22 protein-coding genes are annotated in these 22,480 nt (G+C 60.5%); 9 read left to right on the forward strand and 13 right to left on the reverse strand.

Annotated elements, in window-relative coordinates:
• Positions 1-38: 38 nt before the first annotated feature.
• Positions 39-806 carry a class III extradiol ring-cleavage dioxygenase gene (locus C0058_RS09605; RefSeq protein WP_102368447.1) on the reverse strand — a complete coding sequence of 256 codons (768 nt, stop codon included), beginning with the start codon at positions 804-806 and terminating at the stop codon, positions 39-41.
• 102 nt (positions 807-908) lie between these two features.
• On the opposite strand from C0058_RS09605, the gene C0058_RS09610 reads away from it, so the two are divergent.
• Positions 909-1,565, forward strand: a complete 657-nt coding sequence (locus C0058_RS09610) for a thiopurine S-methyltransferase (protein ID WP_102368448.1) — start codon at positions 909-911, stop codon at positions 1,563-1,565.
• A gap of 51 nt (positions 1,566-1,616) precedes the next feature.
• Here the strand turns inward: C0058_RS09610 and htpX are convergent, their stop codons facing one another.
• Positions 1,617-2,504: a protease HtpX gene (htpX, locus tag C0058_RS09615; protein ID WP_003209055.1), complete on the reverse strand. Its 888-nt coding sequence runs from the start codon at positions 2,502-2,504 to the stop codon at positions 1,617-1,619.
• Positions 2,505-2,818: 314 nt separating this feature from the next.
• On the reverse strand, positions 2,819-4,030 hold the full coding sequence (locus C0058_RS09620; RefSeq protein ID WP_003209058.1) for a pyridoxal phosphate-dependent aminotransferase: 1,212 nt from the start codon (positions 4,028-4,030) through the stop codon (positions 2,819-2,821).
• Between the two features lie 202 nt (positions 4,031-4,232).
• On the opposite strand from C0058_RS09620, the gene msrB reads away from it, so the two are divergent.
• The 3 genes from msrB (at position 4,233) to C0058_RS09635 (ending at position 5,691) form a co-directional block, all read left to right on the forward strand.
• Complete coding sequence (gene msrB / locus C0058_RS09625; protein WP_003209059.1) at positions 4,233-4,625, forward strand: peptide-methionine (R)-S-oxide reductase MsrB; 393 nt, start codon at positions 4,233-4,235, stop codon at positions 4,623-4,625.
• A gap of 131 nt (positions 4,626-4,756) precedes the next feature.
• On the forward strand, positions 4,757-5,242 hold the full coding sequence (locus tag C0058_RS09630; protein WP_003209061.1) for a glutathione peroxidase: 486 nt from the start codon (positions 4,757-4,759) through the stop codon (positions 5,240-5,242).
• The gene (locus C0058_RS09635) at positions 5,239-5,691 is read left to right on the forward strand and encodes a MarR family winged helix-turn-helix transcriptional regulator (protein ID WP_102368449.1); all 453 of its coding nucleotides are present in this window, start codon (positions 5,239-5,241) and stop codon (positions 5,689-5,691) included. Before C0058_RS09630 ends, C0058_RS09635 begins: the two co-directional genes overlap by 4 nt.
• Here the strand turns inward: C0058_RS09635 and C0058_RS09640 are convergent.
• Positions 5,675-7,984 (reverse strand): response regulator, encoded by a 2,310-nt coding sequence (locus tag C0058_RS09640; RefSeq protein ID WP_003209064.1) that lies wholly within the window; start codon positions 7,982-7,984, stop codon positions 5,675-5,677. The genes C0058_RS09635 and C0058_RS09640 overlap by 17 nt on opposite strands.
• A gap of 167 nt (positions 7,985-8,151) precedes the next feature.
• Between C0058_RS09640 and C0058_RS09645 the strand changes: the two genes are divergently transcribed.
• Positions 8,152-9,042 (forward strand): ATP-binding protein, encoded by an 891-nt coding sequence (locus C0058_RS09645; RefSeq protein WP_003209065.1) that lies wholly within the window; start codon positions 8,152-8,154, stop codon positions 9,040-9,042.
• Entirely contained in the window at positions 9,039-9,521 is a 483-nt protein-coding gene (locus tag C0058_RS09650; RefSeq protein ID WP_003209067.1) for a GAF domain-containing protein, read from the forward strand. The genes C0058_RS09645 and C0058_RS09650 overlap by 4 nt, the downstream gene beginning before the upstream one ends.
• A gap of 44 nt (positions 9,522-9,565) precedes the next feature.
• Here the strand turns inward: C0058_RS09650 and C0058_RS09655 are convergent, their stop codons facing one another.
• From C0058_RS09655 to C0058_RS09690, 8 genes are all read right to left on the reverse strand, one after another.
• Positions 9,566-13,198 (reverse strand): transporter substrate-binding domain-containing protein, encoded by a 3,633-nt coding sequence (locus C0058_RS09655; RefSeq protein WP_102368450.1) that lies wholly within the window; start codon positions 13,196-13,198, stop codon positions 9,566-9,568.
• A gap of 8 nt (positions 13,199-13,206) precedes the next feature.
• Complete coding sequence (locus C0058_RS09660) at positions 13,207-13,833, reverse strand: response regulator transcription factor (RefSeq protein ID WP_003209072.1); 627 nt, start codon at positions 13,831-13,833, stop codon at positions 13,207-13,209.
• A 249-nt stretch (positions 13,834-14,082) separates the two neighbouring features.
• Positions 14,083-14,490, reverse strand: a complete 408-nt coding sequence (locus tag C0058_RS09665) for a response regulator (protein ID WP_003209073.1) — start codon at positions 14,488-14,490, stop codon at positions 14,083-14,085.
• A 225-nt stretch (positions 14,491-14,715) separates the two neighbouring features.
• Positions 14,716-16,047, reverse strand: coding sequence for a deoxyguanosinetriphosphate triphosphohydrolase (locus tag C0058_RS09670; RefSeq protein ID WP_003209075.1), 1,332 nt, complete (start codon positions 16,045-16,047; stop codon positions 14,716-14,718).
• Positions 16,048-16,119: 72 nt separating this feature from the next.
• Complete coding sequence (locus C0058_RS09675) at positions 16,120-17,283, reverse strand: EAL domain-containing protein (protein WP_008432158.1); 1,164 nt, start codon at positions 17,281-17,283, stop codon at positions 16,120-16,122.
• 92 nt (positions 17,284-17,375) lie between these two features.
• Entirely contained in the window at positions 17,376-17,717 is a 342-nt protein-coding gene (locus tag C0058_RS09680) for a hypothetical protein (RefSeq protein ID WP_008432159.1), read from the reverse strand.
• Positions 17,714-18,100: a phage holin family protein gene (locus C0058_RS09685; RefSeq protein WP_003209078.1), complete on the reverse strand. Its 387-nt coding sequence runs from the start codon at positions 18,098-18,100 to the stop codon at positions 17,714-17,716. Before C0058_RS09685 ends, C0058_RS09680 begins: the two co-directional genes overlap by 4 nt.
• Positions 18,101-18,102: 2 nt before the next feature.
• The gene (locus C0058_RS09690; protein WP_003209080.1) at positions 18,103-18,417 is read right to left on the reverse strand and encodes a YqjD family protein; all 315 of its coding nucleotides are present in this window, start codon (positions 18,415-18,417) and stop codon (positions 18,103-18,105) included.
• Between the two features lie 348 nt (positions 18,418-18,765).
• Here C0058_RS09690 and C0058_RS09700 point away from each other — a divergent pair, with 348 nt between their 5' ends.
• The gene (locus C0058_RS09700) at positions 18,766-19,974 is read left to right on the forward strand and encodes an ammonium transporter (RefSeq protein ID WP_003209083.1); all 1,209 of its coding nucleotides are present in this window, start codon (positions 18,766-18,768) and stop codon (positions 19,972-19,974) included.
• Here the strand turns inward: C0058_RS09700 and C0058_RS09705 are convergent.
• Entirely contained in the window at positions 19,961-21,682 is a 1,722-nt protein-coding gene (locus tag C0058_RS09705; RefSeq protein WP_102368451.1) for a monovalent cation:proton antiporter-2 (CPA2) family protein, read from the reverse strand. The genes C0058_RS09700 and C0058_RS09705 overlap by 14 nt on opposite strands.
• A gap of 141 nt (positions 21,683-21,823) precedes the next feature.
• Between C0058_RS09705 and C0058_RS09710 the strand changes: the two genes are divergently transcribed.
• A complete protein-coding gene (locus tag C0058_RS09710) occupies positions 21,824-22,060 on the forward strand; it encodes a glutaredoxin family protein (protein WP_008432163.1) in 237 nt (78 codons plus the stop codon).
• A 74-nt stretch (positions 22,061-22,134) separates the two neighbouring features.
• Positions 22,135-22,470, forward strand: a complete 336-nt coding sequence (locus C0058_RS09715) for a hypothetical protein (RefSeq protein WP_003209087.1) — start codon at positions 22,135-22,137, stop codon at positions 22,468-22,470.
• Positions 22,471-22,480 lie beyond the last annotated feature (10 nt).

Genomic DNA, 22,480 nt, shown 5'->3' on the forward strand with positions numbered 1-22,480 from the left:
AAAATCCCCGACTGGTTCGGGGATTTTTTTGCCTGCAATCAGGCGAAACGGTAGATGTCCATGCCCAGCGCACCCATGGTAAAGCCTTGGTGGGCTGCGCTGAATTCACCGCCGGCGCCCCGGGCGAAATACAGCGGCAGCAAATGCTCGTCGCTGGGGTGGCTGCGCACGGCATGAGGTGCCTGGCGACGATAGTCGTGCAGCGCGGCTTCATCGTTGGCTGCCAGTTTGCTGACCATCCAATCGCGAAAATCCCGCGCCCAAGGCTCGATGCTCTCCGGCCCGGCCTGCCAGTCCAGTTCGCCGAGGTTGTGGGTAATGCTGCCGGAGCCGATCAGCAGCACGCCCTGTTCCCGCAGGCTCGCCAGTGCGTGGCCGACACGGGTTTGCAGGGCAGGGCCCATGCGGCTTGGCAGCGATACCTGCACCACCGGGATATCGGCCGCCGGGTACATCAGCGACAGGGGCACCCAGGTGCCGTGGTCGAAGGGGCGCTGATCATCAATGCGCGCTTCCAGGCCGTCAGCCTTGAGGAGCTGCACGATTTGGGCGGCCAACTGCGGGTCACCGGGGGCCGGGTACTGCACCGCGAACAGTTCCCGTGGGAAGCCGCCAAAGTCGTGCCAGGTCTCTGGTGCGGCGCTGCCAGTCACGAGCAGCCCCTGGCTTTCCCAGTGCGCCGAGACCACCACAATGGCCTTGGGGCGTGGCAGCTCGGCCGCCAGGCGCTTGAGTGCCGGGCCACTGGCACCGGGTTGCAGGGCAAGCATGGGCGAACCGTGGGAGATAAACAGGCTGGGCAGCATGAGTAGGGTCCTGAGGGTTAAGATGGGACCATCTTCAATCAGATCATTGATCTAAATCTAATATAAGTTTTAGCGCTATTTGATCAAGTTTTAGGATAAATCATGGAGCCTGGATTTTGGCATGAGCGTTGGGCGCGCAATCAGACGGGTTTCCACTTGCCCGAAGTGAATCCTTGCCTGCTGCGTCACTGGCCCGGCCTGGGCGTGGCGAACGGGGCGCAGGTGCTGGTGCCGTTGTGCGGCAAGAGCCTGGACCTGGTGTGGCTGGCGAGCATCGGGCATCGGGTGATCGGGGTCGAGTTGTCGGAAAAGGCCGTTGAAGAGTTTTTCAGCGAGCAGGAGCTGATGCCGCAGGTCAGCCAGCGCGGCGCTTTCAAAGTTTTCCAGGCGGGTTCCATCGAGCTGTGGTGCGGGGATTTCTTCGCCCTGGATGCCGGGGCCGTGGTTGGTTGCACAGCGCTTTACGACCGGGCGGCGCTGATTGCCCTGCCACCGTTGATGCGCGAGCAGTATGCGGCGCACTTGAATGGGATTCTGGCGGGAGGCAGTCGTGGCCTGTTGATCACCCTCGACTATGAACAATCGCAAAAGGCCGGCCCGCCGTTCGCGGTGAGCGATGAGGAAGTGCAATTGCTCCTGGGCGGCCGGTGGAGCCTGGATGTGCTGCAGGAGCAGGACATCCTGGGGGACAGCTGGAAGTTTGTTCAGGGCGGCGTCACGCGCCTGGACGAGCGGGTGTACCGGTTGGCCAGGCGCTGAAGAGCGCCCACAAAAAAGGGGCGATTGAATCGCCCCTTCTTCTTGTCGCTATCAGCCGCGACGACGCAGTGCGTCAATTCGCTCTTCCAGTGGCGGGTGGCTCATGAACAGGCGAGCCATGCCCTGCTTGATGCCACCGTTGATGCCAAAGGCGGTCAGGGTGTTCGGCATGTGCACCGGCAAGCCCTGTTCGGAGCGCAGGTGCTGCAGGGCGCTGATCATCGCGCCGGTACCGGCCAGGCGTGCGCCGGCTTCGTCTGCGCGGAATTCCCGTTTGCGCGAGAACCACATCACGATCGAGCTGGCGAGGAAGCCCAGTACCAGTTCGGCGAAGATGGTCGCCACGTAGTAGGCCATGCCCTGGCCCTGTTCGTTCTTGAAGATCACCTTGTCGACGAAGTTGCCGATGATCCGCGCGAAGAACATCACGAAGGTGTTCACCACGCCCTGGACCAGCGCCAGGGTGACCATGTCACCGTTGGCCACGTGGCCGATCTCGTGGGCCAGCACCGCCTTGATTTCGTCGGGCGAGAACCGCTCCAGCAAGCCCTGGCTGACGGCCACAAGGGCGTCGTTCTTGTTCCAGCCGGTAGCAAAGGCGTTCGCTTCATAGGCCGGGAAGATCCCGACTTCAGGCATCTTGATCCCGGCTTCGCGGGACAGTTGCTCGACGGTCTGCAGCAGCCATTGCTCATGACGGGTGCGTGGCTGGGTAATGATCTGGGTGCTGGTGCTCATCTTCGCCATCCACTTGGAGATGAACAGCGAGAAAATCGACCCGGCAAAACCAAAGACCGCACAGAAGATCAGCAGCTGATTGAGGTTCAGATCAACCCCGTTGGCCGCCATGATCCCATTGAAGCCGAAAAGGCTCAGCGTGATGCTGGCAATCAGCACGACCGCCAGGTTAGTGGCCAAGAACAGCAGAATGCGCATCATGGTTGTAGAATTCTCCTCATGCTTAATATGTCGCGTACTGCGGGGTATATAAGGTGCGGCATGGGGCTATTCAACCGGGGGACTATTTCAAACTGTGTCCTACAGCCTGAATGTAGAGCCTTGAAGGGAATTTCCGAGGCCTGGTGTGGCTCGGCAGCCTCGCCCCATTACCTTGCAGCCCTGTAATTATAGGGTGATGCCCGAGCAAGGGTGGAGCCGGCAGGTGTAAAAGGCGATACCGCCCGCGCAGGGCAGAGAAGTGTTGCCAGATAATCGCTGTACGACCACGGGTGGGCCGCACAGCGCAATGCCCATTACTGGCGATAGGACTTCAGGAAGTTGCCGATGCGACCGATGGCCATCTCCAGGTCATCCACCCGCGGCAGGGTGACCACCCGGAAGTGATCCGGCCACGGCCAGTTGAACGCCGTACCCTGGACCACCAGCAGCTTTTCCGACAGCAGCAGGTCGAGCACGAACTTCTCGTCGTTGAGGATCGGGCACACTTTCGGGTCGATCCGCGGGAACGCATACAGCGCCCCCATCGGCTTGACGCAACTGACGCCGGGAATCGCGTTCAGCAGTTCCCAGGTGCGGTTGCGCTGCTCCAGCAGGCGGCCTTGTGGCAGCACCAGGTCGTTGATGCTCTGGTAGCCGCCCAGTGCGGTCTGGATGGCGTGCTGGCTCGGCACGTTGGCACACAGGCGCATGTTGGCCAGCATGTCGATGCCCTCGATGTAGCTCTGGGCATTGTGCTTGGGGCCGGAAATGGCGATCCAGCCGGAACGGAAGCCCGCCACCCGGTAGGATTTAGACAGCCCGTTGAAGGTCAGGCACAACAGGTCCGGCGCCAGGGAGGCGGTGCAGATGTGCACGGCGTCGTCGTAGAGAATCTTGTCGTAGATCTCATCGGAAAACACCACCAGGTTGTGCTGGCGCGCGAGTTCGAGCATGCCCAGCAACACTTCCCTGGAGTAGACGGCGCCGGTGGGGTTGTTCGGGTTGATGATCACCAGGGCCTTGGTGTTCGGGGTGATCTTGGCCTTGATGTCGGCCAGGTCCGGGAACCAGTCGGCGCCTTCGTCACACAGGTAATGCACCGGATGGCCACCGGCCAGGGTTACGGCGGCGGTCCACAGCGGGTAGTCGGGAGCCGGAACCAGCACTTCGTCGCCGTTGTTGAGCAGGGCCTGCATGGACATGACGATCAGCTCGGACACGCCGTTGCCCAGGTAGATGTCTTCGATGCCGACACCTTCAACCTGCTTCTGCTGGTAGTACTGCATGACGGCCTTGCGCGCGCTGAACAGGCCTTTGGAGTCGCTGTAGCCCTGGGCGGTAGGCAGGTTGCGGATCACGTCCTGGAGGATTTCGTCCGGCGCTTCGAAACCAAAGGGTGCCGGGTTGCCAATGTTCAGCTTGAGGATGCGATGGCCTTCCTCTTCCAGGCGTTTGGCGTGCTTGAGCACCGGGCCGCGAATGTCGTAGCAGACGTTGGCGAGCTTGTTCGATTTGCTGACCTGCATGGCGATGTGATCCTGAAAATGAACGATCCAGACGGTGTGAAGACTACCGTGCTGAGAATCCTGCGTTGGCCTGACCCATAAATACGTTTGAATGCCGGTAACGCGGGTGCCAGACTGGCGCTTTGAAGAGGCGCAATCATACGTGCCGCCTGATCCATGGAAAAGACACAGATCAGGCTTTTTCAGTTGCCGAGGTGTACCGATGGAAAAGTTGCAGAAAACCGTTGAAGAATGGAAAGCCATGCTCGACCCGGAGCAGTACAACGTGTGCCGCCTCAAAGGCACCGAGCGACCGTTCAGCGGCAAGTACAACGGCACCAAGACCGACGGCGTCTACCACTGCATCTGCTGCAATGAGCCGCTGTTCGATTCCAGGGCCAAGTTTGACTCCGGCTGCGGCTGGCCCAGCTTCTACGAGCCGATCGCCGAGCAGGCCATGGTCGAGATCCGGGACGTCAGCCACGGCATGATCCGCACCGAAGTCACCTGCGCCAAGTGCGATGCGCACCTGGGCCACGTGTTCCCGGACGGACCGCCACCGACCGGTTTGCGTTACTGCATCAACTCGGTGTGCCTGGACCTAGTACCGCGCTGAGCCGTCAAGCTCCTGCGGGCTTCGTGCCCGCAGGGGCCGTTATATCAAGGCATAAGTCCCGCCAATTAAATTGCACCCAATTGAATTGCCTACTATCGTTCAGTCCTTCTTATCTCTGTAGAGGCACTGCCATGAGCGACAACCTGCTGAGCATCCCTTGCACCACCATCAAGGGCGAGCAAAAGACCTTGGCCGATTTCGCCGGCAAGGCGATTCTGGTGGTCAACACTGCCAGCAAGTGCGGCTTCACCCCGCAATACAAGGGGCTTGAGGAGCTCTGGCAGCATTACAAGGACCAGGGCCTGGTGGTATTGGGCTTTCCCTGCAACCAGTTCGGCAAGCAGGAGCCGGGCAACGAAGGCGCCATTTCGGAGTTTTGCGAGCTGAACTTTGGTGTCAGTTTCCCGCTGTTCAAGAAGATTGACGTCAACGGCAGCGATGCCCACCCATTGTTCGTACAGCTCAAAAAGCAGGCCCCGGGATTGCTGGGCTCCAAGGGCATCAAGTGGAACTTCACCAAGTTCCTGATCGGTCGCGACGGCCAGGTGGTCAAGCGCTTCGCCCCGACCACCAAGCCCCAGGACCTGACCCAAGAGATCGAAGCCCTGCTCAAATGACCGACCTGTCCCTGGCCCTCGACGACCAACTGTGCTTCAAGCTCTACGCCGCCTCCCGCGCAGTCACCCGGGCCTACAAGCCGATGCTCGATCAGTTGGGCCTGACCTATCCGCAATACCTGGTGATGCTGGTGCTGTGGGAATGGCAGGCTGCAGCGGTGTCGCAGCCTACGGTCAAGGCCCTGGGCGAGCGCCTGCTGCTGGATTCCGGCACGCTGACGCCACTGCTCAAGCGCCTGGAGCAGCTTGCCCTGGTGCGGCGTCAGCGCAGTGCGCTGGATGAGCGTGAAGTGCACCTGAGCCTGACCGATAAAGGCCGGCACCTGCGCGACCGGGTGCAGCCGCTGAAGGCCCGCCTGCTGTGTGACAGCGGCGTTGACCTGAACCAGGCCGATGCCTTGCGTGACGGTCTGGATCAGCTGTTGCGCCAGATCAAAGACTTGTCGTAGTCGGCACCCACAGATCGAGCAAGGCCTTGAGTTCTTCCCGGCGAAACGGCTTGGCCAGGTAATCGTTCATGCCCGCAGCCCGGCAGCGCTCGCGTTCCTCGGACATGGCATTGGCCGTCAAGGCGACGATCGGCAAGTCCGGCCAGCGCCCGCTGCGGCGGATCTGCCGACTGGCCTCATAGCCATCCATCACCGGCATATTGCAGTCCATCAACACCATGTCGAAGCCTTGCTCTTCCAGCAGCTTGAGGGCTTCACCACCGTGGGCGGCGACGATCACCTCGCACCCGAGCTTGCCGAGCATGCCCTTGGCCACCAGTTGATTGACCGGGTTGTCCTCCACCAGCAGGATGCGCGCCCGGTGGGCGAGGGGGCCGGTTTCCAGCTGGATCAGGTCCAGGACCAGGTCCGGATCGGTGCGCAAGTTGCGTTGCAGGACCTGGTACAGCGCGGTGCGGCTCAGGGGGCGGGCCTGTTGCTGCAAGGGGGCCAGGGCCGCGACTTCTTCGCTGGGCATGAAGTTGCCGTAGGCGGTTACCACCAGGATCGGGGCGGTGATCATCGGGCGCAGGCGGAACAGGCATTCGGGGCAGTCGGTGATCAGCAGGTCGGGATTCTGCCCGCTCAAGTCATCGTCGATGGAATAACAGCGCGGAGCCAGGCCCCAACTCGGCAGCAGGCTGGTGAGGAGTTCTGCCAGCCCGCTGCTGGTGCTGGTGATGGCGATTACATCTCCAGCCAAAGGCGCCAGGCGCACCGCCGGCAAGTGGGTCGGCAAGGGCAGGTCGGCACAGAACTGGCTGCCAAAGCCAGCTTCCGAGCTGATGCTCAGGCGGCCCTTCATGGCTTCGCACAGGTTGTGGGTCAGCGCCAGGCCCAGGCCTGTCCCGCCGAACTGGCGGGTGATGCCCGCACCGGCTTGGGTGAACGGCTGGAAAATCTTGACCTGGGCATCCTGGGCGATCCCGATACCGGTGTCGCACACCTCGATCCTGACCCGGCCGGCCTGGGCACTGAGGCGTACATCCACCCGGCCGAAACGCGTGAACTTCAGGGCGTTGGACAGCAAATTGCTGACAATCTGCCGTACCCGCGTCGGGTCGCCCAGCACCTGGGCGGGAAACTGCGGGTCGATCAGGCACGTCAGCTCCACGCTGGGCGCGGCGTTTTGCGAGAGCAGGTTGGCGGTGTCTTCCACCAGTGAACCGAGGTCGAACGGGATGCTTTCCAGTTCCAGTTGGCCGGCGTCGAACTTCGACAGGTCGAGGATATCGTTGAGTAGCTCCACCAGTACTTTGCCGGAGTCATGGGCGATCGACAGTTGCTGGCGTTGCTCGGCGTTCAGCGGGCTGTCGAGGGAGAGGGCGATCATCCCCAGCAGGCCGTTCAGCGGTGTACGGATTTCATGGCTCATGTTGGCCAGGAACGCCGCCCGTGCCTGGGCCATGCCCAGGGCCGTCATCTTCGCCGCTTCCAGCTCGTCGTTCGAGAGCGTCAGCCGATGATTGATCGCCTTGAGCTCGGTGGTGCGTGCGGAGACGATGTCTTCCAGTTGGCCGAGGTATTCGGTCAGGCGATTTTCAGCATGCCGGCGTTGCTGGATTTCAGTCTCCATGTTTTCAAACTGTTGGTTGGCGACGTTGACCAGTACACCGATCTCGTCGTGCTCGTGCCCCGGCGGGCAGTCCAGGCGCTCGTGCTTGCGTGAGCTCAGCTCGCGGATAATGCGCACCAGCGGCTTGGTCAGCATCACGTAGAAAAGCGCCAACAGAATGCCGGTGAGGATCAGGCTGCGGGCGAAGCCGTTGAGCAGGGTGATCTCGGCGCGGTGCAGGAAGCGGCTGCCGAACGCGTAGGTGTCTACGTCAAGACGCAGTACACCGAGGGAATCGTTGGGCATGTGGGCGAGGTAGAGCCGATCTTCGAATTGGCGGTTGGCGCCAAACAGGAAGTCGCTGATGGGCCGGTAGGTGCTTTCCTTGCGCGGGCGATGGACATCGGCCAGCACCAAACCGTTGTTGTCGATCAGTTGTGCATGGGTGATGGCGGGGGAGTGCAGCAGGCCCAGCGTCAGTTCCTGGGCCAGCTCGGCGTCGATGTTGTAGGCGATGCGCGAAGCCGGGTTATGGCTGATTTCAATCAGCGCACGTATTTCCCGGTTGATGGAAGCGTCTTCGCTGGCATAATCAATCCCAATCTGTATCAGGCTGAGCAAGGTTCCCAAGACGAATCCGACCAGCACTGTCAGTCTGGCTTGTTTATAAGACAAGCGGTGGGCGAACTTGATATCCATCGGGTGCTGTACCACTTTACGTTTCCTTTCGCCCGGCAAGCATAGCTGAACATCCACAGGCTCAAACTTGCCCGGCACGAATCGATTTTATTCGGTGCAGCCCTGCACGGTCTGCCTCAGGGTTGCCAATACGCCATCTTTTACAAGAACTTGCCAGAGGAATAGTCGTGGATTCTCGATTGAATGCCTTTCTTGAGCGTGCCGACGCGGTACTGGCTCGCCTGGAGCCCTTGTTGCCTGCCCCGCGCGAAGCCGTTGACTGGAACCATTGCCTGGCTGCCCGTTGGCAGCGCGAAGGTCGCAGCGGCTTTTTATTGCCACTGGAAGTCAGCCTGGATATGCGCCTGTCCGACCTGATCGGCGTGGATAAACAGCGCGAACAATTGGCCCGTAACACCCAACAGTTTCTCGACGGCCTGCCGGCCAACCATGCGCTGCTCTGGGGCTCGCGCGGCACCGGTAAATCGTCCATGGTGCGCGCCTTGCTGGCCCAGCACGCCAAGGCCGGGCTGCGCCTGATCGAGATCGAGCGCGATCACCTGGCGGACTTGCCGCGGGTGGTCGAGCAACTGATCAAATTGCCACAACGCTTTGTGTTGTTCTGCGATGACCTGTCTTTCGAAGCCGGCGAGAGCGATTATCGTGTGCTCAAGAGCGTACTCGACGGCTCCCTGGAGCAGGCGCCGGAAAACGTCCTGTTGTATGCCACCTCCAACCGTCGTCACCTGGTGCCGGAGAACCAGAGCGATAACGAGAACTGGAAGACCATAGACGGCGAGCTGCATCCCAACGAAGCGGTGGAGGACAAGATTGCCCTGTCTGACCGTTTCGGTTTGTGGCTGTCGTTTTACCCGTTCAATCAGGAGCACTTCCTGGATGTGGTCGAGCACTGGATCGGCGAGTTGGCGAGCAAGGCCGGTCTGCAGTGGCAGCGCGATGAAGAGTTGGACATCCTTGCCGTGCGCTGGGCCACCGGGCGCGGTAATCGCAACGGCCGTTGTGCCTATCAGTTCGCCCGCTACTGGGTGGGCCTCAAGTTGTTGGAGCGTCAACCATGATTGATTTGCAACAGGCTGGAACCGGCCTCGATGGCTACGCCATGCTGCATGCGCAGCTGGAATCGCTGTTGGCGGATGAGCGGGATTTCATTGCCAATGCCGCGCAGTTTTCTGCGTTCCTGTTCAACCAGCTGGATGATTTGAACTGGGCAGGCTTCTACCTCAACCGCAATGAAGAGCTGGTGCTCGGGCCGTTCCAGGGGCAGATCGCCTGTGTGCGCATTCCGTTCGGTCGCGGTGTGTGCGGCGCGGCAGCGGCCTCGCGGCAAACCCAGCGGGTGGAAGACGTGCACGCGTTCCCGGGGCATATCGCCTGTGACAGTGCGTCCAACAGCGAGTTGGTCGTCCCGTTGGTCAAGGACGGGCGCTTGATTGGTGTGCTCGACCTGGACAGCCCATCGCTGTCGCGGTTTACCCCGCAGGATCAGGCCGGCATCGAGCAGTTGGCGGCGATTTTCCTGCGGTTGACCGATTGTTGATGGGGTGAGTCTCCTGCAGGAGCGAGCGAGTTCGCTCCTGCAGACTATCGACAGTCCAGCACGTCCAGTTGCATCTGCAGCATCCTCTCCAGCTCAAGCATGGATTTCTCTATTGCCTTGATGCCCGCCTCGATAACGTGTGGTGTCTCGCGTTCGCCACACGCCTGCTCCAACGCTTCGCATTGTCCGGACAAGGTATCGGCCTGGATGATCCGGGCGGCGCCCTTGATCTTGTGGGCCTGGTCGATCAGGTCGCCGGGCGCGGCTTGCCGTGCCAGCATGGCCATCAGCTCGACCCGATCATTCCGGCTGCTGCTGAGCAACTCCTCGAGCAAACGCCGGCTCAACTGTGGGTCACCGCCCGTCATCGCGTCCAGGCTTTGCAGGGTAAACACGTTGCGGGTGGGCAGCGGATCGACCTGCGCCAGGTGCTGTTCCAGCGCAGTAAGACTGATGGGTTTGAACAGGCAGTCATTCATGCCGGCGTCAAAGCAGCGTTGTTTCTCCTCGGGCTGCGCGTTGGCGGTGAAGCCGAGTATCACGCACGGGGTTTTCTGTTCGCGCTCCTCATACTCGCGAATGGAGTGACTCAATTCGTAGCCGTTCATGATCGGCATATTGCAGTCGGCAATGACCAGGTCGAAGTGTTCCTGGCGCCAGGCCTGGAACCCCGCAGCACCATGATGGGCCGCGGTGAACTGATGCCCCAGGAACCCCAGTTGCTGGCACATCAGCAAGCGGTTGGCCGGATGGTCATCCACCACCAGCACGTTGAGTACTGGCGCCGGCGTGGCTGCGGCCGGTTCGAGCTTGTCTACGGCCTTGACCGGCGGCAGGCTGGTCATCTTCAGGCTGACGTGGACCTGGGTGCCTACCATGGGCACGCTGCTCAGGCTCAATTGCCCGCCCATCATGGCGCACAGGCTGCGACAGATCACCAGGCCCAGGCCGGCGCCGCTCCTGGCCAGGTGCCCGGAGTTGTCGGCCTGGGCGAACGGCTCGAACAGGCGTAGCTGGTCTTCGCGATTGATCCCGATGCCGGTGTCCTCCACTACCAGTTTCATCTCGATCTGTTGAGGTTGCCCGGTCGCCTTCAGCTGCACCTTGATCTTCACCTGCCCGCGTTCAGTGAACTTGATCGCATTGCTCACCAGGTTCGAGAGCACCTGCTTGAACCGCAGAGGGTCGATCAGTACGTCGGTATCCTCGACATCGGGGGTGAACTCCAGCACCAGGCTCAGGGTTTTCTGGCGCGCCAGGCCATCGAACACGCGGACCACCGACTCGATGACTTCGCGCAGGTTGACCCGCTCCGGGGCCAGGCTCAATCGACCGGACTCGATACGTGCAATGTCCAGAATGTCGCCGATCAACTCCAGCAGGTCCTTGGCCGAGTTGTAGGCGACCTCGATCGCAGGGCGATCAAGATGACCCTGATCGGCGCGCTTGAGTGTCAATTCCAGCATGCCAATGACGGCGTTCATCGGCGTGCGGATTTCGTGGCTCATGGTGGCCAGGAACGTGCTTTTCGCGCGATTGGCCTCGTCGGCGCGTTCCTTGGCGGCGCGCAGTTCGTCGAACAACTGGCGCCGTTCGCTGATATCGATCCAGCCGCCAATGATGCCCTGGACCTCGCCCACGGAGTCGCGGTAGGGGAGGATCCAGTGGTAGATCGTGAGTTTTTTCCCGTGCACGTGCAGGGTGCGATCAAGGATCAACGGTTTACCCTCGGCCACTACCCGCTGGTAGTCGGCATGGTACTGCGCCGCCTCCGTCTCAAGGGCCATGCTCATCTGCGTGATGCTTTTGCCGATGACGTCTTCACGCTTGATGTCGAACGTCTGCAGGTAGCTGTCGTTGCAGGTCTGCAGATAGCCGTTGTGGTCGCGTACGTAGATAGGATGGGGCGTTTCATTGACCAGCGCCCGCATGAACTCGAACTGGTCGTTAAGGGCGCGCTCGGCCAGTTTTCGGTGCTTGATCTGGCGCTGCAGGTAGCCGTTCCAGGCCAGGGAAATCAACAGCAGCAGCCCGGTGCCGATGATGATCTGGGCAATCAGGCGATGGTAATTGCGCCAGTAGCCATCGGACGCTGCGTTGTAGCCGCGCCAGCGGCTGTTGATCGCGGCCATCTCATCCGGGGCGATACTCAGCAGTGCCTTGTCCAGGATCGAACTCAGCTCCGTGGCGTGTCGGGACGTCGCCAGGGCAAACGTCGCAGGCAACGTGCCGATGCTGGAACTGATCTGCAGTTTGTCCTGGAATGCCGGAGAAGAAAGCAGGTAGTTGGCGATCACCAAAGGGTTCACTGCGCCGTCGACTTGCCCCTGTGCCAGCAATTCCGATGCCTTGAAGGTATCCCCGGTTTCCACCAGGTTTATCTGGGCAAATGCCTGCTGCAGGAATTTTTCCAGCTGATTGCCCTGGGTAATCGCCAGGCGCTTGCCGGCCAGTTCTTGAAGGCTTGTGGGCGCGCCCGGCTCTTTACGGGTCAGTAATACGTAGGAGTTTTCCAGGTAGGGGCGGCTGAAGTTCAACTGGGACTCGCGCCCGGTACTGGGGGTAATTGCGCCGATGATGTCGGCTGCGCCGGTCTGCACCAGTTGCATCATGTTGGCGACGTCACGCACGTGTTGAATCTCGAAGCGCAGGCCGGTTCGCAGGCGGATCAGCTCCAGCACGTCGGCGGTGACGCCCCGGAACTTGCCGTCGGTATCGAAGAACGTCAGGGGGGCGAGGGTTTCATTGACCACCACCTTCACCACGGGGTTGTCCTTGAGCCAGCGCTCTTCGCGCAGGCTCAGTTGCAGCTTGCGGTCGGTCAGCAGAATGTCGCTGCCCGCACTCCAGCGCTTGGCGATGCTGTCACGTTCATAGGTTGATACGCCATCGAGCACTGAGTCGATGATACTCAGGAGAATGGGTTGATCCTTGCGCAAGGCGAAGCTGAACCCGTGGGCCTCGTGCTTGCCGAAGTTGGCCATGCGGATATTTTTCAGGTAGCCCTTGTTGATCATGTAGTGAGTGGAAATGGTGTCGCCCAGGAATACGTCAGCCTGGTCGAATGCCACGGCATTCAAGGCATTTTGATAGGACGGGTAGGCGTGGATGGTCGCCTTGGGGTACAGCGCCTGCACTTCGTCCATGGGCAGGTAATGGTAGACAAGACTCAGGCGCAGACCGGCCAGGCCGTCGCCAAGGTCGCGGTTCTCACCTTCACGGGTCACCAGTACCGGCTGATCCACTGCGTAGGGCAGTGACAGGACGATGTCGGGATTCGCCGCTTCAAAACCGTTGGCAGACCCCAGAAAATCGATTTCGCCGTTTGCCAGCGCCTGGATCGCGGCTTCACGGGAGGAGTAGCGCAACACGGTGAGCGGTATCGCCAGTGTCCTGGCCAGCAGCCCGGCGTAATCGGCAGTCAGCCCTTCATAATCACGCCCGCTGGAGGTGATGTCGAAGGGCGGATAGTCGGGTGCAGAGGTGCCCAGTATCAGTTCCCGTTTGTTCTGCAGCCACTGGCGCTGTGTCTTGTTCAGGGGGGTGTCCAGTTGAACGGCACCGGCACGCCCCAGCAGGGCATATTGCTCGGGAACAGTTTGTTCGGCAGGCACGGAAGTGCTGAGGCACACCCCGATACTCAATATGATTAGATAGTCCTTTAATCGCCTGGGCATCCGATTTCTCACACTAGCGCGTTACGTTTTGCCATCTCGATAAGTTCTACCAAGGATTTGGCTTTCAGTTTTTGCATGAGCCTTTTTTTGTAAGTGCTGACGGTTTTGTTGCTGAGAAACATGCCCTTGGCGATTTCCTTGTTTGTCCGGCCTTGGGCAAAAAGTTGTAATACCATGAGTTCACGATCGTTGACGACTTTGAACAGTTCAAGCTCTTCATTGTTATCCGTTTCGTTAGTGCTGCCGTTAAGGGCCTGGCTCGGGAAGTAGTTGTAACCTGACAAGACCGCCCTGATGGCACTGAGCAGTTCGCTCAAGTCACCTTCCTTACACACATAGCCATCGGCACCGGAGCGCATGCACCGGGTAGCAAAGAGCTTGGGGGTCTGGGCGGTGAGTATCAACGTCTTGGTCGGCGTACTCATTGCGTTGAACCGGCACAGCACTTCCAGGCCATCGAGTTTCGGAATGCCGATATCAAGGATAATCAGGTCAGGCTGACACTCCTTGACCATTTGTATCGCATCACAACCGTTATCGGCTTCCCCCACTACTTTATAGCCTTCGTGTTCTAACAACATCCGAATGGCAAGTCGGATGACGGGGTGGTCGTCAATAATAAAAACTGAGTTCATGATCAAATTCCATACAGGCGCAAATAAAGTCGGCACATTAGCTCACATGGCAATGAAGGAGGATGAACTTGATGTGGAACAAACGTAAAACAAGAATAATCCTACATCAAAAAAAGCAAGGGATTACGCTCTGTGAGGTGTTTGTTGTTTGGGTGTAAGAGTTTTGCGTGGGTGGAATTTAAAAGTAACTGGTCGTGAGAGCGCAGCGTTATAAAGAGGCGTTTTCGGATTGCCCGGGTGTTTAACTTCCTACTTTTCTGTTGAACGAGTAAGGCGTGATTGGCGTATGAGTTCATTCAGCTCAAGGTGGCTTAACGGCTTCGACAAATAGCCAAGTAATGGAAAGTTGCGTCGGGATGCCTGGGCCATCAGGTGTTCCAGTTCATTGACGGGCAGGCCGCTGAGCAATATCGCGGACCTTATAAAGCCTCTGCGGTTGGCAATTTCAATCAACTCCAGCCCGGGCAAGTCGGGCAAACATTGATCACAGAGCAGAATATCGAATGGCACGTCGGTTTGTGTCATCAGCCGCATTGCCTGTTCTGCATTCTCGGCCAGTGCCAGGTCGTGGTAGCCATAGTTTCGTAGCAGGCATTGGGTGGCCAGCAATTGAAAGGGGTGATCCTCCACCAACAGGATGCGAAGTTGTTCGAGCATGGTTTTTTCCATGGAATGGACAAGAGCCCTGAAGACGCTCCACCAGGGCGTGTAGTAAGAAGTTAATGGGCCCGCCAGCTATCGGGCGCAGGAGCAGGTCGAAAGACTGCGGTCAGGGCGCGCGATTATTCATCGCGGCGGGGAAGAACTTCGATCAGGCCGCTCTGTTCCGTGCGTAGGGCGATTCTTTGAAAAGGCGCCCTGGCCATCAGCCAGGGCTCCGATTTATTGCGGGCTGGAGCGGCCGGTCATCTCGCGGGCCATCTCGCTGGCGTAGCTGTCAGTCATGCCGGCGATAAAGTCGATCATGCGCAGGAAGGACGCGTGCAATGACCAGGAAGGGTCCGGGGCGCTATTGCCCAGCAGGTCGAGGATGCGTCGGTTCTTGAACGACGGGGTGCGACCGCCATGTTGTTCCAGGGCCGCGCCGCAGAAGGCATTCAAGAGGATTTCCAGGGTGGTGTAGGCGCCGATCTCATGCAGGGTCTTGCGCTTGTCCTGGAAAATCTTCTTGCGGGCCATGTCCTTGGCATCCAGCACGCAGCGCTTGGCCGGGCCGTGCATATGTTCCACCAGGTCCCCCGGCAGGGTGCCGGCCAGCAGCGCGTCCTGTTGTTCGACGAACGCCCGGGCCGCGGCGTTGGTCAGGTGTTCGATGGCCTTGCCTCGCAGGATCGCCAGCTTGCGTCGCCGGGAATCCAGCGGGCCGAGTTGCCGATAGGTTTGCGGCAAGTCGTCGCCCACCAGGTCCAGCAGCAGTGACTCGACCTCGGCGTATTCCAGCAGCTCCATTTCCAGGCCGTCTTCGAGGTCGATCAACGCGTAGCAGATATCGTCGGCCGCCTCCATCAGGTACACCAGCGGGTGCCGGGCCCAGCGTTGTTCTTCCAACTGCGGCAAGCCGAGCTTCTGGGCGATCTGCTCCAGGATCGGCAGTTCGCTCTGGTAGCAGCCGAACTTGTGTTTCTTGTAGCCCAGGGAGTCGGCGTGGCGGGCGGTCCAGGGGTATTTCAGGTAGGTGCCCAAGGTGGCGTAGGTCAGGCGGGTGCCACCATCAAACTGGTGGTATTCCAGTTGCGTGAGTACCCGGAAGCCCTGGGCATTGCCTTCGAAATTGAGGAAGTCATTGCGTTCGGCGCTGCTCATGTCATCCAGCCAGCCACGGCCTGAAGCTTGCTGGAACCAGTGCCGGATCGCGTCCTCGCCGGAATGGCCGAAGGGTGGGTTGCCGATGTCATGGGCCAGGCAGGCCGACTGCACCACCATGCCCAGGTCGCTCGGGTCGCACCAGTCGGGCAGGGCACTGCGGATGGTCTCGCCCACGCGCATGCCCAGGGATCGTCCCACGCAACTGACTTCCAGGGAGTGGGTCAGCCGGGTGTGGATGTGATCGTTGCTGGTCACCGGGTGCACTTGCGTCTTGCGGCCCAGGCGGCGAAACGCACCGGAAAAGATGATGCGGTCATGGTCTTTGTGAAACGGACTGCGCCCCAGTTCTTCCGGGCTGTGCAGGGGTTTTCCAAGGCGTTCGCGGGTAAGCAGGGTGGGCCAATCCAAGGCGGGTACTCTCCGTGCGGTGAATGACGGCTCCCAGCTTCCCGGTTCAGCCAGGCCTTCGCAAGCGAAAAACTACAGGCCGGCGGCGTCGATATCGATTAACAGCAGGCGCTGACCATTATCAAAGAATTGTCCGGCAGTCAGGCAGTACTGGTTGGTCGTGGCATCGCGATAGGTTGAGGACAGGGTCAGCCGCCGCTCCTCCCAACCTTCGGCCAGCAAATGATAAAAATACGGACGCCATGACCAGTTGTGGCCCAGGTAGCGGCTGTCGGCTTGCCAGGCGCCCTGGTGCCATTCGAAGTTGGGTGTCAGTTGCGTGCCATGCCGGTCGCACTGGTAAAAACGCAGCAGCCAGGGAAACGCCGGCAATTGCGGCAGGTGGCTCAGCGGTGCGCGGGTGTGGGCCCAGGTTTGCAGGATCTGCATCAGCTCCGCCAGTTGCTGGCGCAGTTGCATGATCCGGCCACGTTCGGCGAGCTTCTGTTGGACATAGCCGGTGCGCAGCTGGGCGAAGCGCGGCACGAATGCGTCGGTGTCGAACCAGTCCAGTTGGGCCTGGGCGAACAGGTAGCCCTGGACATAACGCGAACCGCATTCCAGGGCGAAATTCAGTTGGGCCTCGGTTTCCACCCCTTCGGCGATGATCCAGCAGCCGGTTTTTTCCGCCATTTGCGCCAGTGCCCGCACCACCTCACCGCTCGGGCCACCGCGGGCCGCGGCCTGGAACAGGCGCATGTCCAGCTTGAGAATGTCCGGCTGCAAGGCCAGCACCCGGTCCAGCTGCGAATAGCCGGCGCCGAAGTCATCAATGGCAATCCGCGCGCCGGCCTCGCGGTAGCGCTCGACGACTTCGGCCAGGCGCAGTATATCGCCGCCCAGTTCAGTGATCTCGAACACGATGCGGCGCGGGTCGACGTTATGCAGTTGCAATTGCTTCAGGCTCGGCAGCGCCTGGCCCGGGCGCAGGCGGGTGATCCAGCGTGGCGAGATATTCAGGCTGAGGAACCACTCCTGCGGGGCTTCATGCAGGCGGCTCAGGGCATTGTCACGGATCTGCCGGTCCAGGCGGCGCAAGGCCACCGAGGGCGTGCGCGGGTCGGCGAACAGCGGACCCACCGAGCGCAGTTGGCCATTCGCCTGGCGTAGGCGGCCCAGGGCTTCTACGCCGGCGATGCGGCCGGTGGCGGTGTCGATGAATGGCTGGAAGCAGGCGAGCGGTTGCCCGTCGATCACGGGGCCTCCTTAAAAGACCGGAAATAAAAAAGGCCCGGCCCTCAATGGAGAGGGCCGGGCCTGATCTGTTTGCAAGAATGCAGCCAGCACGCTCAACTTTTGCGCGAAGCACCTTGCATGGCCAGTTTGATCAGCGGGATCAGGCCGGCACCCAGCCGCACCAGGCGGGTCATGGTGCCGATTCCGCCACCCTTGGCGCCTTTGCCGGTGAGAAACCCCAGCAGCGTCACCACGCCCACGCCCCACAGCGGCGCGTGCTTGATGCCAAAACCGTCCTGCCAGCTCTGGCCCATGTTGCGGACCTTTTGCAGCGGCAGCATCAGTTGCTGGGACTCGTGACGGATTTCCTGGCGGTGCATTTCCATGCGCAGGCGGATCAACGCCTTGCGCATTTCTCGCCGGGAAGTGTTTTGCGGCAATTCAGTCATGCTCATGGCAGCAGGCGCTCCCGGTCGTTGGCCAGCTCTTCGAGGGTGGCGTGGAACGGCGTGGACTCATCGAACACCGCCGCCTTCAGGCGCAACCCGCAGAATGCTGCGGCCAGTATGTAGAACACACACAGGCTGATAATCCCGGTCAGGCGGTAGGTATCCCACACCAGAATCATCACCAGCGCCGACAAACCCACCAGCAACAGCAAGGCAAACACCAGCGCCAGGCCGGCGAACAGCAACAGGCTGACGGTGCGGGCTTTCTGCTCCTGCAACTCGATGCCGAACAGCTCGACATGGCTGTGCAGCAAACCCAGGACAGCCGCGCCCAGGCGCCGTGAAGTAGAACTTGGGCCCGTGGACGAGCCGGATTCGCCGATAGACATGATTAGCGCCTTGTAGCCAGCAGGCCGATCAAAAAGCCCACGCCGGCCGCAATGCCGACGGACTGCCAGGGGTTGGCCTGCACATAGTCTTCAGTGGCCGTGACCGCCGCCTGGCCGCGTTCGCGCAGGGAGTCCTCGGTCAGTTGCAGGGTTTCACGGGCCTTGAGCAGGCTTTCATGAATCTTGCTGCGAAGCTCGTCAGCCTGGTCACCGGCGAGGATCGCAGTGTCGTCCAGCAGCTTCTCGGTATCGCTGACCAGGGTTTGAAAATCCGCCATCAGTATTTCTTGAGCAGTCTTTGCCGTTTTTCTGGCCATGGTTATCTCCGTGAGTGGCTGGTCTGTTTACTTCTGGTTTCGAGTCACCGGTGTCGGTGAAGGTTCACTGCAATTGTCTGGTACAGCTTTTGCTTTGCCTTGGTGCGCGGGCCCGGGGCCTTGCGCTGAATCCGGGCGGTTGGGGCTCAAACCCTGAAAAACCTTACCCTAAATAACTAAAACTCGCGGAAAAACCCTGTCGGATTCTGCCTTTTTCAATGATCGCTGCGCCAAAGCGGTTCACGGCCTCAAACGAGGGTCGGACCGCTGGTGCCAATTTAGTGCGCATCATGAAGGTCATGAACTGCTTTGGTGCTTTTTCCTGCATGTGCAGGCCTGCCATCCTCCATGGAAAATTTGCAAAGCGCGGTGGACACCCTCGTCCACAGCTCCAACACGCTGTTTATTCTGATTGGTGCGGTCATGGTCCTGGCCATGCACGCCGGCTTTGCCTTCCTGGAAGTCGGCACGGTGCGCCAGAAGAACCAGGTCAATGCCCTGTCGAAAATCCTCAGTGACTTCGCGATTTCCACACTGGCCTATTTCTTTATAGGCTATTGGATCTCCTACGGGGTGACCTTCATGCAACCGGCGGCGGTGATCAGCGCCGACCACGGCTACGGCCTGGTGAAGTTCTTCTTCCTGCTGACCTTCGCGGCGGCGATCCCGGCGATCATTTCCGGGGGAATCGCCGAGCGTGCACGTTTTGTTCCGCAACTGTGTGCCACTGCGTTGATCGTAGCCTTCATCTATCCGTTTTTCGAAGGCATGGTGTGGAACGGCAACTACGGCCTGCAAGCCTGGTTGCTGGCCACCTTCGGCGCCAGCTTCCATGACTTTGCCGGCAGCGTCGTGGTGCACGCCATGGGCGGCTGGCTGGCGCTGGCGGCGGTGCTGTTGCTGGGGCCAAGGCAGGGGCGTTATCGGGAAGGGCGCCTGGTGGCGTTCGCGCCGTCGAGCATTCCATTTCTCGCGTTGGGCTCGTGGATCTTGATCGTCGGCTGGTTCGGCTTCAACGTCATGAGTGCGCAAACCCTGTCCGGGGTCAGCGGGTTGGTGGCGGTCAATTCGTTGATGGCGATGGTCGGTGGCACGGTAGCGGCATTGGTGATCGGCCGTAACGACCCAGGCTTCTTGCACAACGGTCCATTGGCCGGGTTGGTGGCGATCTGTGCCGGTTCCGACCTGATGCACCCGGTGGGCGCGTTGGTGACCGGCGTGGTGGCGGGCGGCTTGTTCGTCTGGTTCTTCATTGCCGCCCAGGATCGCTGGAAAATCGACGATGTGCTGGGTGTATGGCCGTTGCACGGGCTGTGCGGCGTGTGGGGCGGGATTGCCTGCGGGATCTTCGGCCAGACCGCCCTGGGCGGTTTGGGCGGCGTCAGTCTGATCAGCCAGTTGATCGGCACCGCGCTGGGTGTGGTGGTGGCGCTGGCCGGTGGCTTCCTGGTATATGGCGTGATCAAACGCGTGCATGGCCTGCGCTTGAGTCAGGAAGAGGAGTATTACGGCGCGGATTTGTCGATCCACAAGATTGGTGCAGTCAGTCAGGATTGAGGGGCGCGTCCCCTTCGTTCTGGTTGCAGCCATGTAACAGCCGGTACCGGCTCTGGCGCACTTCATCGACACGGCCTTGCACCTGCTGCTCCGACAACCCCAGCAGGATCAACGCATGGGAGGCGAGCATCAGGCTCGACTCCAGCAACTCGGGCACCACTTCAGTGGCGCCGGCGGCTTTCAGTTCGGCCAGCTGACTGTCGTCGCGGGTGCGTACCAGGATCGGTACGGTCAGGTTGATCCGCCGCGCTTCGTTGAGCACGGCCAGGGCGACGTCGCTGTTGTCCACCGCGATCACCACCAGGCGCGCACGTTCCAGGCCGACCGCGCTGAGCAGGGCGCCACGGCGGCAGTCGCCGTAATGCACGGCGCTGTCTTCGGTAGACGCTTCCTGGACTCGCTCCGGGTCGTCATCAAGGGCAATGAACGCCTGTTGTTCACGGTGCAGGAAGCGCCCGATGGACTGGCCAACCCGGCCGTAGCCGCAGATCACCGCGTGGTCGCGCAGCTCGGCATTCAGGGCCGTAATCTCTTCAAGCTGTACTTGCTGGTTGGGCTTGCGGTGCAGGCGCAGGGCAATCGCGGGTGCAGCCCTGAGCAACAGCGGAGTCAATAGCATCGAGCAGAAGGTGGCAGCCAGCAGCAGGCCGCTGATGTCGGCGGGCAGCAGGCGGCTTTGCTGCATTTGCGCCATCAAGGCGAAACAGAACTCGCCGCCCTGGGCCAGCGCCAGGCCGCTGCGCCAGGCGGTTTCACCGTCGCTGCCGCGCAGTTGCACCAATAGCGCGACCACACAGCCTTTGATCAACATCAGCGTGAGGGTCAGGCCGAGAATCAACAGGCTATGACTGACGAACAGTTGCAGGTCGATCAGCATGCCGATGCTGACAAAAAACAGTCCTAGCAGGATGTCGCGAAACGGTCGGATATCGGCTTCGATCTGATGGCGGTAATGGCTTTCCCCCAGCAGCATGCCGGCGAGAAACGCACCGAGTGCCGGGGACAGGCCCAGCAAGTGGGTCAGCCAGGCGGTGAGCAGTACGATCACCAGTGCCAGCAGCACGAACAATTCGGCCGAATGGGACGCCGCCACCTCACGGAACAAACGCGGCAGCAACCAGCGGCTGGCCAGCAGCAGGCCGAGGAACAGCACCACGGTTTTGCCCAGGGTCAGTGGCAATGCCCAGTACCAGGCTTGCTCGCTGTTACCGGCGAACACTGGCACGAGCGTCAGCAGCAATACGGCCACTACATCCTGGAACAGCAATACCCCAATCGCATTCTGGCCATGGCTGCTGAAGATTTCGCCGAGGCTGGTCAGCTCCTTGCTGACGATGGCGGTGGACGACAACGCCAGCCCAGCACCGAGCAACAGCGCGGTCGTCGGCGACAGGCCGAACAGTGCCAGCAAACCGCCCAGCAGCAACCCGCAGCACAGTACCTGCAGGCTGCCCAAGCCAAACACCACCCGGCGCAGGCTGAGCATTTTGTTGAGAGAAAACTCCAGGCCCAGGGAAAACAGCAGGAACACCACACCCAGTTCGGCAAGGTCTGGCAACTCTTCGCTGTCATTGACCCAGTCGAGGGCGGTGGGGCCCACGGCCAGGCCAACACACAGATAGCCCAGCACCGGCGGCAGTTGCAGGCGACGAAACAGCGCAATCACCACCAGGGAGGAGGCCAGGATAATCAGCAGGTTGGCAAACACATGCAGCTCCATTGCAGGTATTACGGGAAAAAAGTCGCGAGAGTCACTGAATCAGTTATACGCCATGCTGATCTGGGTCAGGCTTTTGCAGTGTCCCGACGCTGTTAGAATAGGTGCCTGATTCTTCTCGGACCCTTTGCCATGCTTCCTGAATGTCAGTTGTTCGGCACCCTGGGCTGCCATCTGTGTGAGATTGCCGAAGCCGAAATCATGCCGTTGGTCGAACACGGCCTGCTGGTGGAGTTGGTGGATATCGCCGATTCCGAGGCCCTGTATGAAGCCTACGGCCTGCGTATTCCGGTGCTGCGCCGGGTAGACACGGGCGCGGAGCTGGAGTGGCCGTTCGACGAAGCGCAGGTAGTGAACTTTCTTAGCTAGCACTCGGCGATGGCGAGTTCCCGATTATTCGGTTACTGTATGTTTGTACAGCGATTGAATGAGAGGGAACGCCCGTGGTGAATGTTGAACAACTGAAAAGCAGCGTCAATCGCATGTCCGCCGACGTCGTGCGCGACGCGGTGAACGAGCTGCGCCTCGATGGCCTGGTCACGGAAGGCAAGACGCCGTTTAACAAAGTGCATTTCAACACCTGCTTTGCCGAGATCGAGGCGCTGTTCCAGCGCGCGGGTTATCACAAGCAGCTGGATGTGGTGGGTTATCAGGGCTTGCTGTATGCGCTTTACGACCCGGGCCGCTGGGAAGCGGTGGATGTGCTGCGCTGGCTCAAGGAATTCACCGAGGCGGCCAGTGCGTCACCGGTGTTGCGCGCGGAATTGGCCAAGGCCTGAATCTGTGCTG

The organism is Pseudomonas sp. NC02, from assembly GCF_002874965.1.
GTDB lineage: Bacteria > Pseudomonadota > Gammaproteobacteria > Pseudomonadales > Pseudomonadaceae > Aquipseudomonas.

Excerpts from the sequence above, each read along its gene's own strand:
- C0058_RS09605 (WP_102368447.1), bottom strand. The coding sequence starts at position 806 with ATGCTGCCCAGCCTGTTTATCTCCCACGGTTCGCCCATGCTTGCCCTG.
- C0058_RS09610 (WP_102368448.1), top strand. The coding sequence starts at position 909 with ATGGAGCCTGGATTTTGGCATGAGCGTTGGGCGCGCAATCAGACGGGT.
- htpX (WP_003209055.1), bottom strand. The coding sequence starts at position 2,504 with ATGATGCGCATTCTGCTGTTCTTGGCCACTAACCTGGCGGTCGTGCTG.
- C0058_RS09620 (WP_003209058.1), bottom strand. The coding sequence starts at position 4,030 with ATGCAGGTCAGCAAATCGAACAAGCTCGCCAACGTCTGCTACGACATT.
- msrB (WP_003209059.1), top strand. The coding sequence starts at position 4,233 with ATGGAAAAGTTGCAGAAAACCGTTGAAGAATGGAAAGCCATGCTCGAC.
- C0058_RS09630 (WP_003209061.1), top strand. The coding sequence starts at position 4,757 with ATGAGCGACAACCTGCTGAGCATCCCTTGCACCACCATCAAGGGCGAG.
- C0058_RS09635 (WP_102368449.1), top strand. The coding sequence starts at position 5,239 with ATGACCGACCTGTCCCTGGCCCTCGACGACCAACTGTGCTTCAAGCTC.
- C0058_RS09640 (WP_003209064.1), bottom strand. The coding sequence starts at position 7,984 with ATGGATATCAAGTTCGCCCACCGCTTGTCTTATAAACAAGCCAGACTG.
- C0058_RS09650 (WP_003209067.1), top strand. The coding sequence starts at position 9,039 with ATGATTGATTTGCAACAGGCTGGAACCGGCCTCGATGGCTACGCCATG.
- C0058_RS09655 (WP_102368450.1), bottom strand. The coding sequence starts at position 13,198 with ATGCCCAGGCGATTAAAGGACTATCTAATCATATTGAGTATCGGGGTG.
- C0058_RS09660 (WP_003209072.1), bottom strand. The coding sequence starts at position 13,833 with ATGAACTCAGTTTTTATTATTGACGACCACCCCGTCATCCGACTTGCC.
- C0058_RS09665 (WP_003209073.1), bottom strand. The coding sequence starts at position 14,490 with ATGCTCGAACAACTTCGCATCCTGTTGGTGGAGGATCACCCCTTTCAA.
- C0058_RS09680 (WP_008432159.1), bottom strand. The coding sequence starts at position 17,717 with ATGAGCATGACTGAATTGCCGCAAAACACTTCCCGGCGAGAAATGCGC.
- C0058_RS09685 (WP_003209078.1), bottom strand. The coding sequence starts at position 18,100 with ATGTCTATCGGCGAATCCGGCTCGTCCACGGGCCCAAGTTCTACTTCA.
- C0058_RS09690 (WP_003209080.1), bottom strand. The coding sequence starts at position 18,417 with ATGGCCAGAAAAACGGCAAAGACTGCTCAAGAAATACTGATGGCGGAT.
- C0058_RS09700 (WP_003209083.1), top strand. The coding sequence starts at position 18,766 with ATGGAAAATTTGCAAAGCGCGGTGGACACCCTCGTCCACAGCTCCAAC.
- C0058_RS09710 (WP_008432163.1), top strand. The coding sequence starts at position 21,824 with ATGCTTCCTGAATGTCAGTTGTTCGGCACCCTGGGCTGCCATCTGTGT.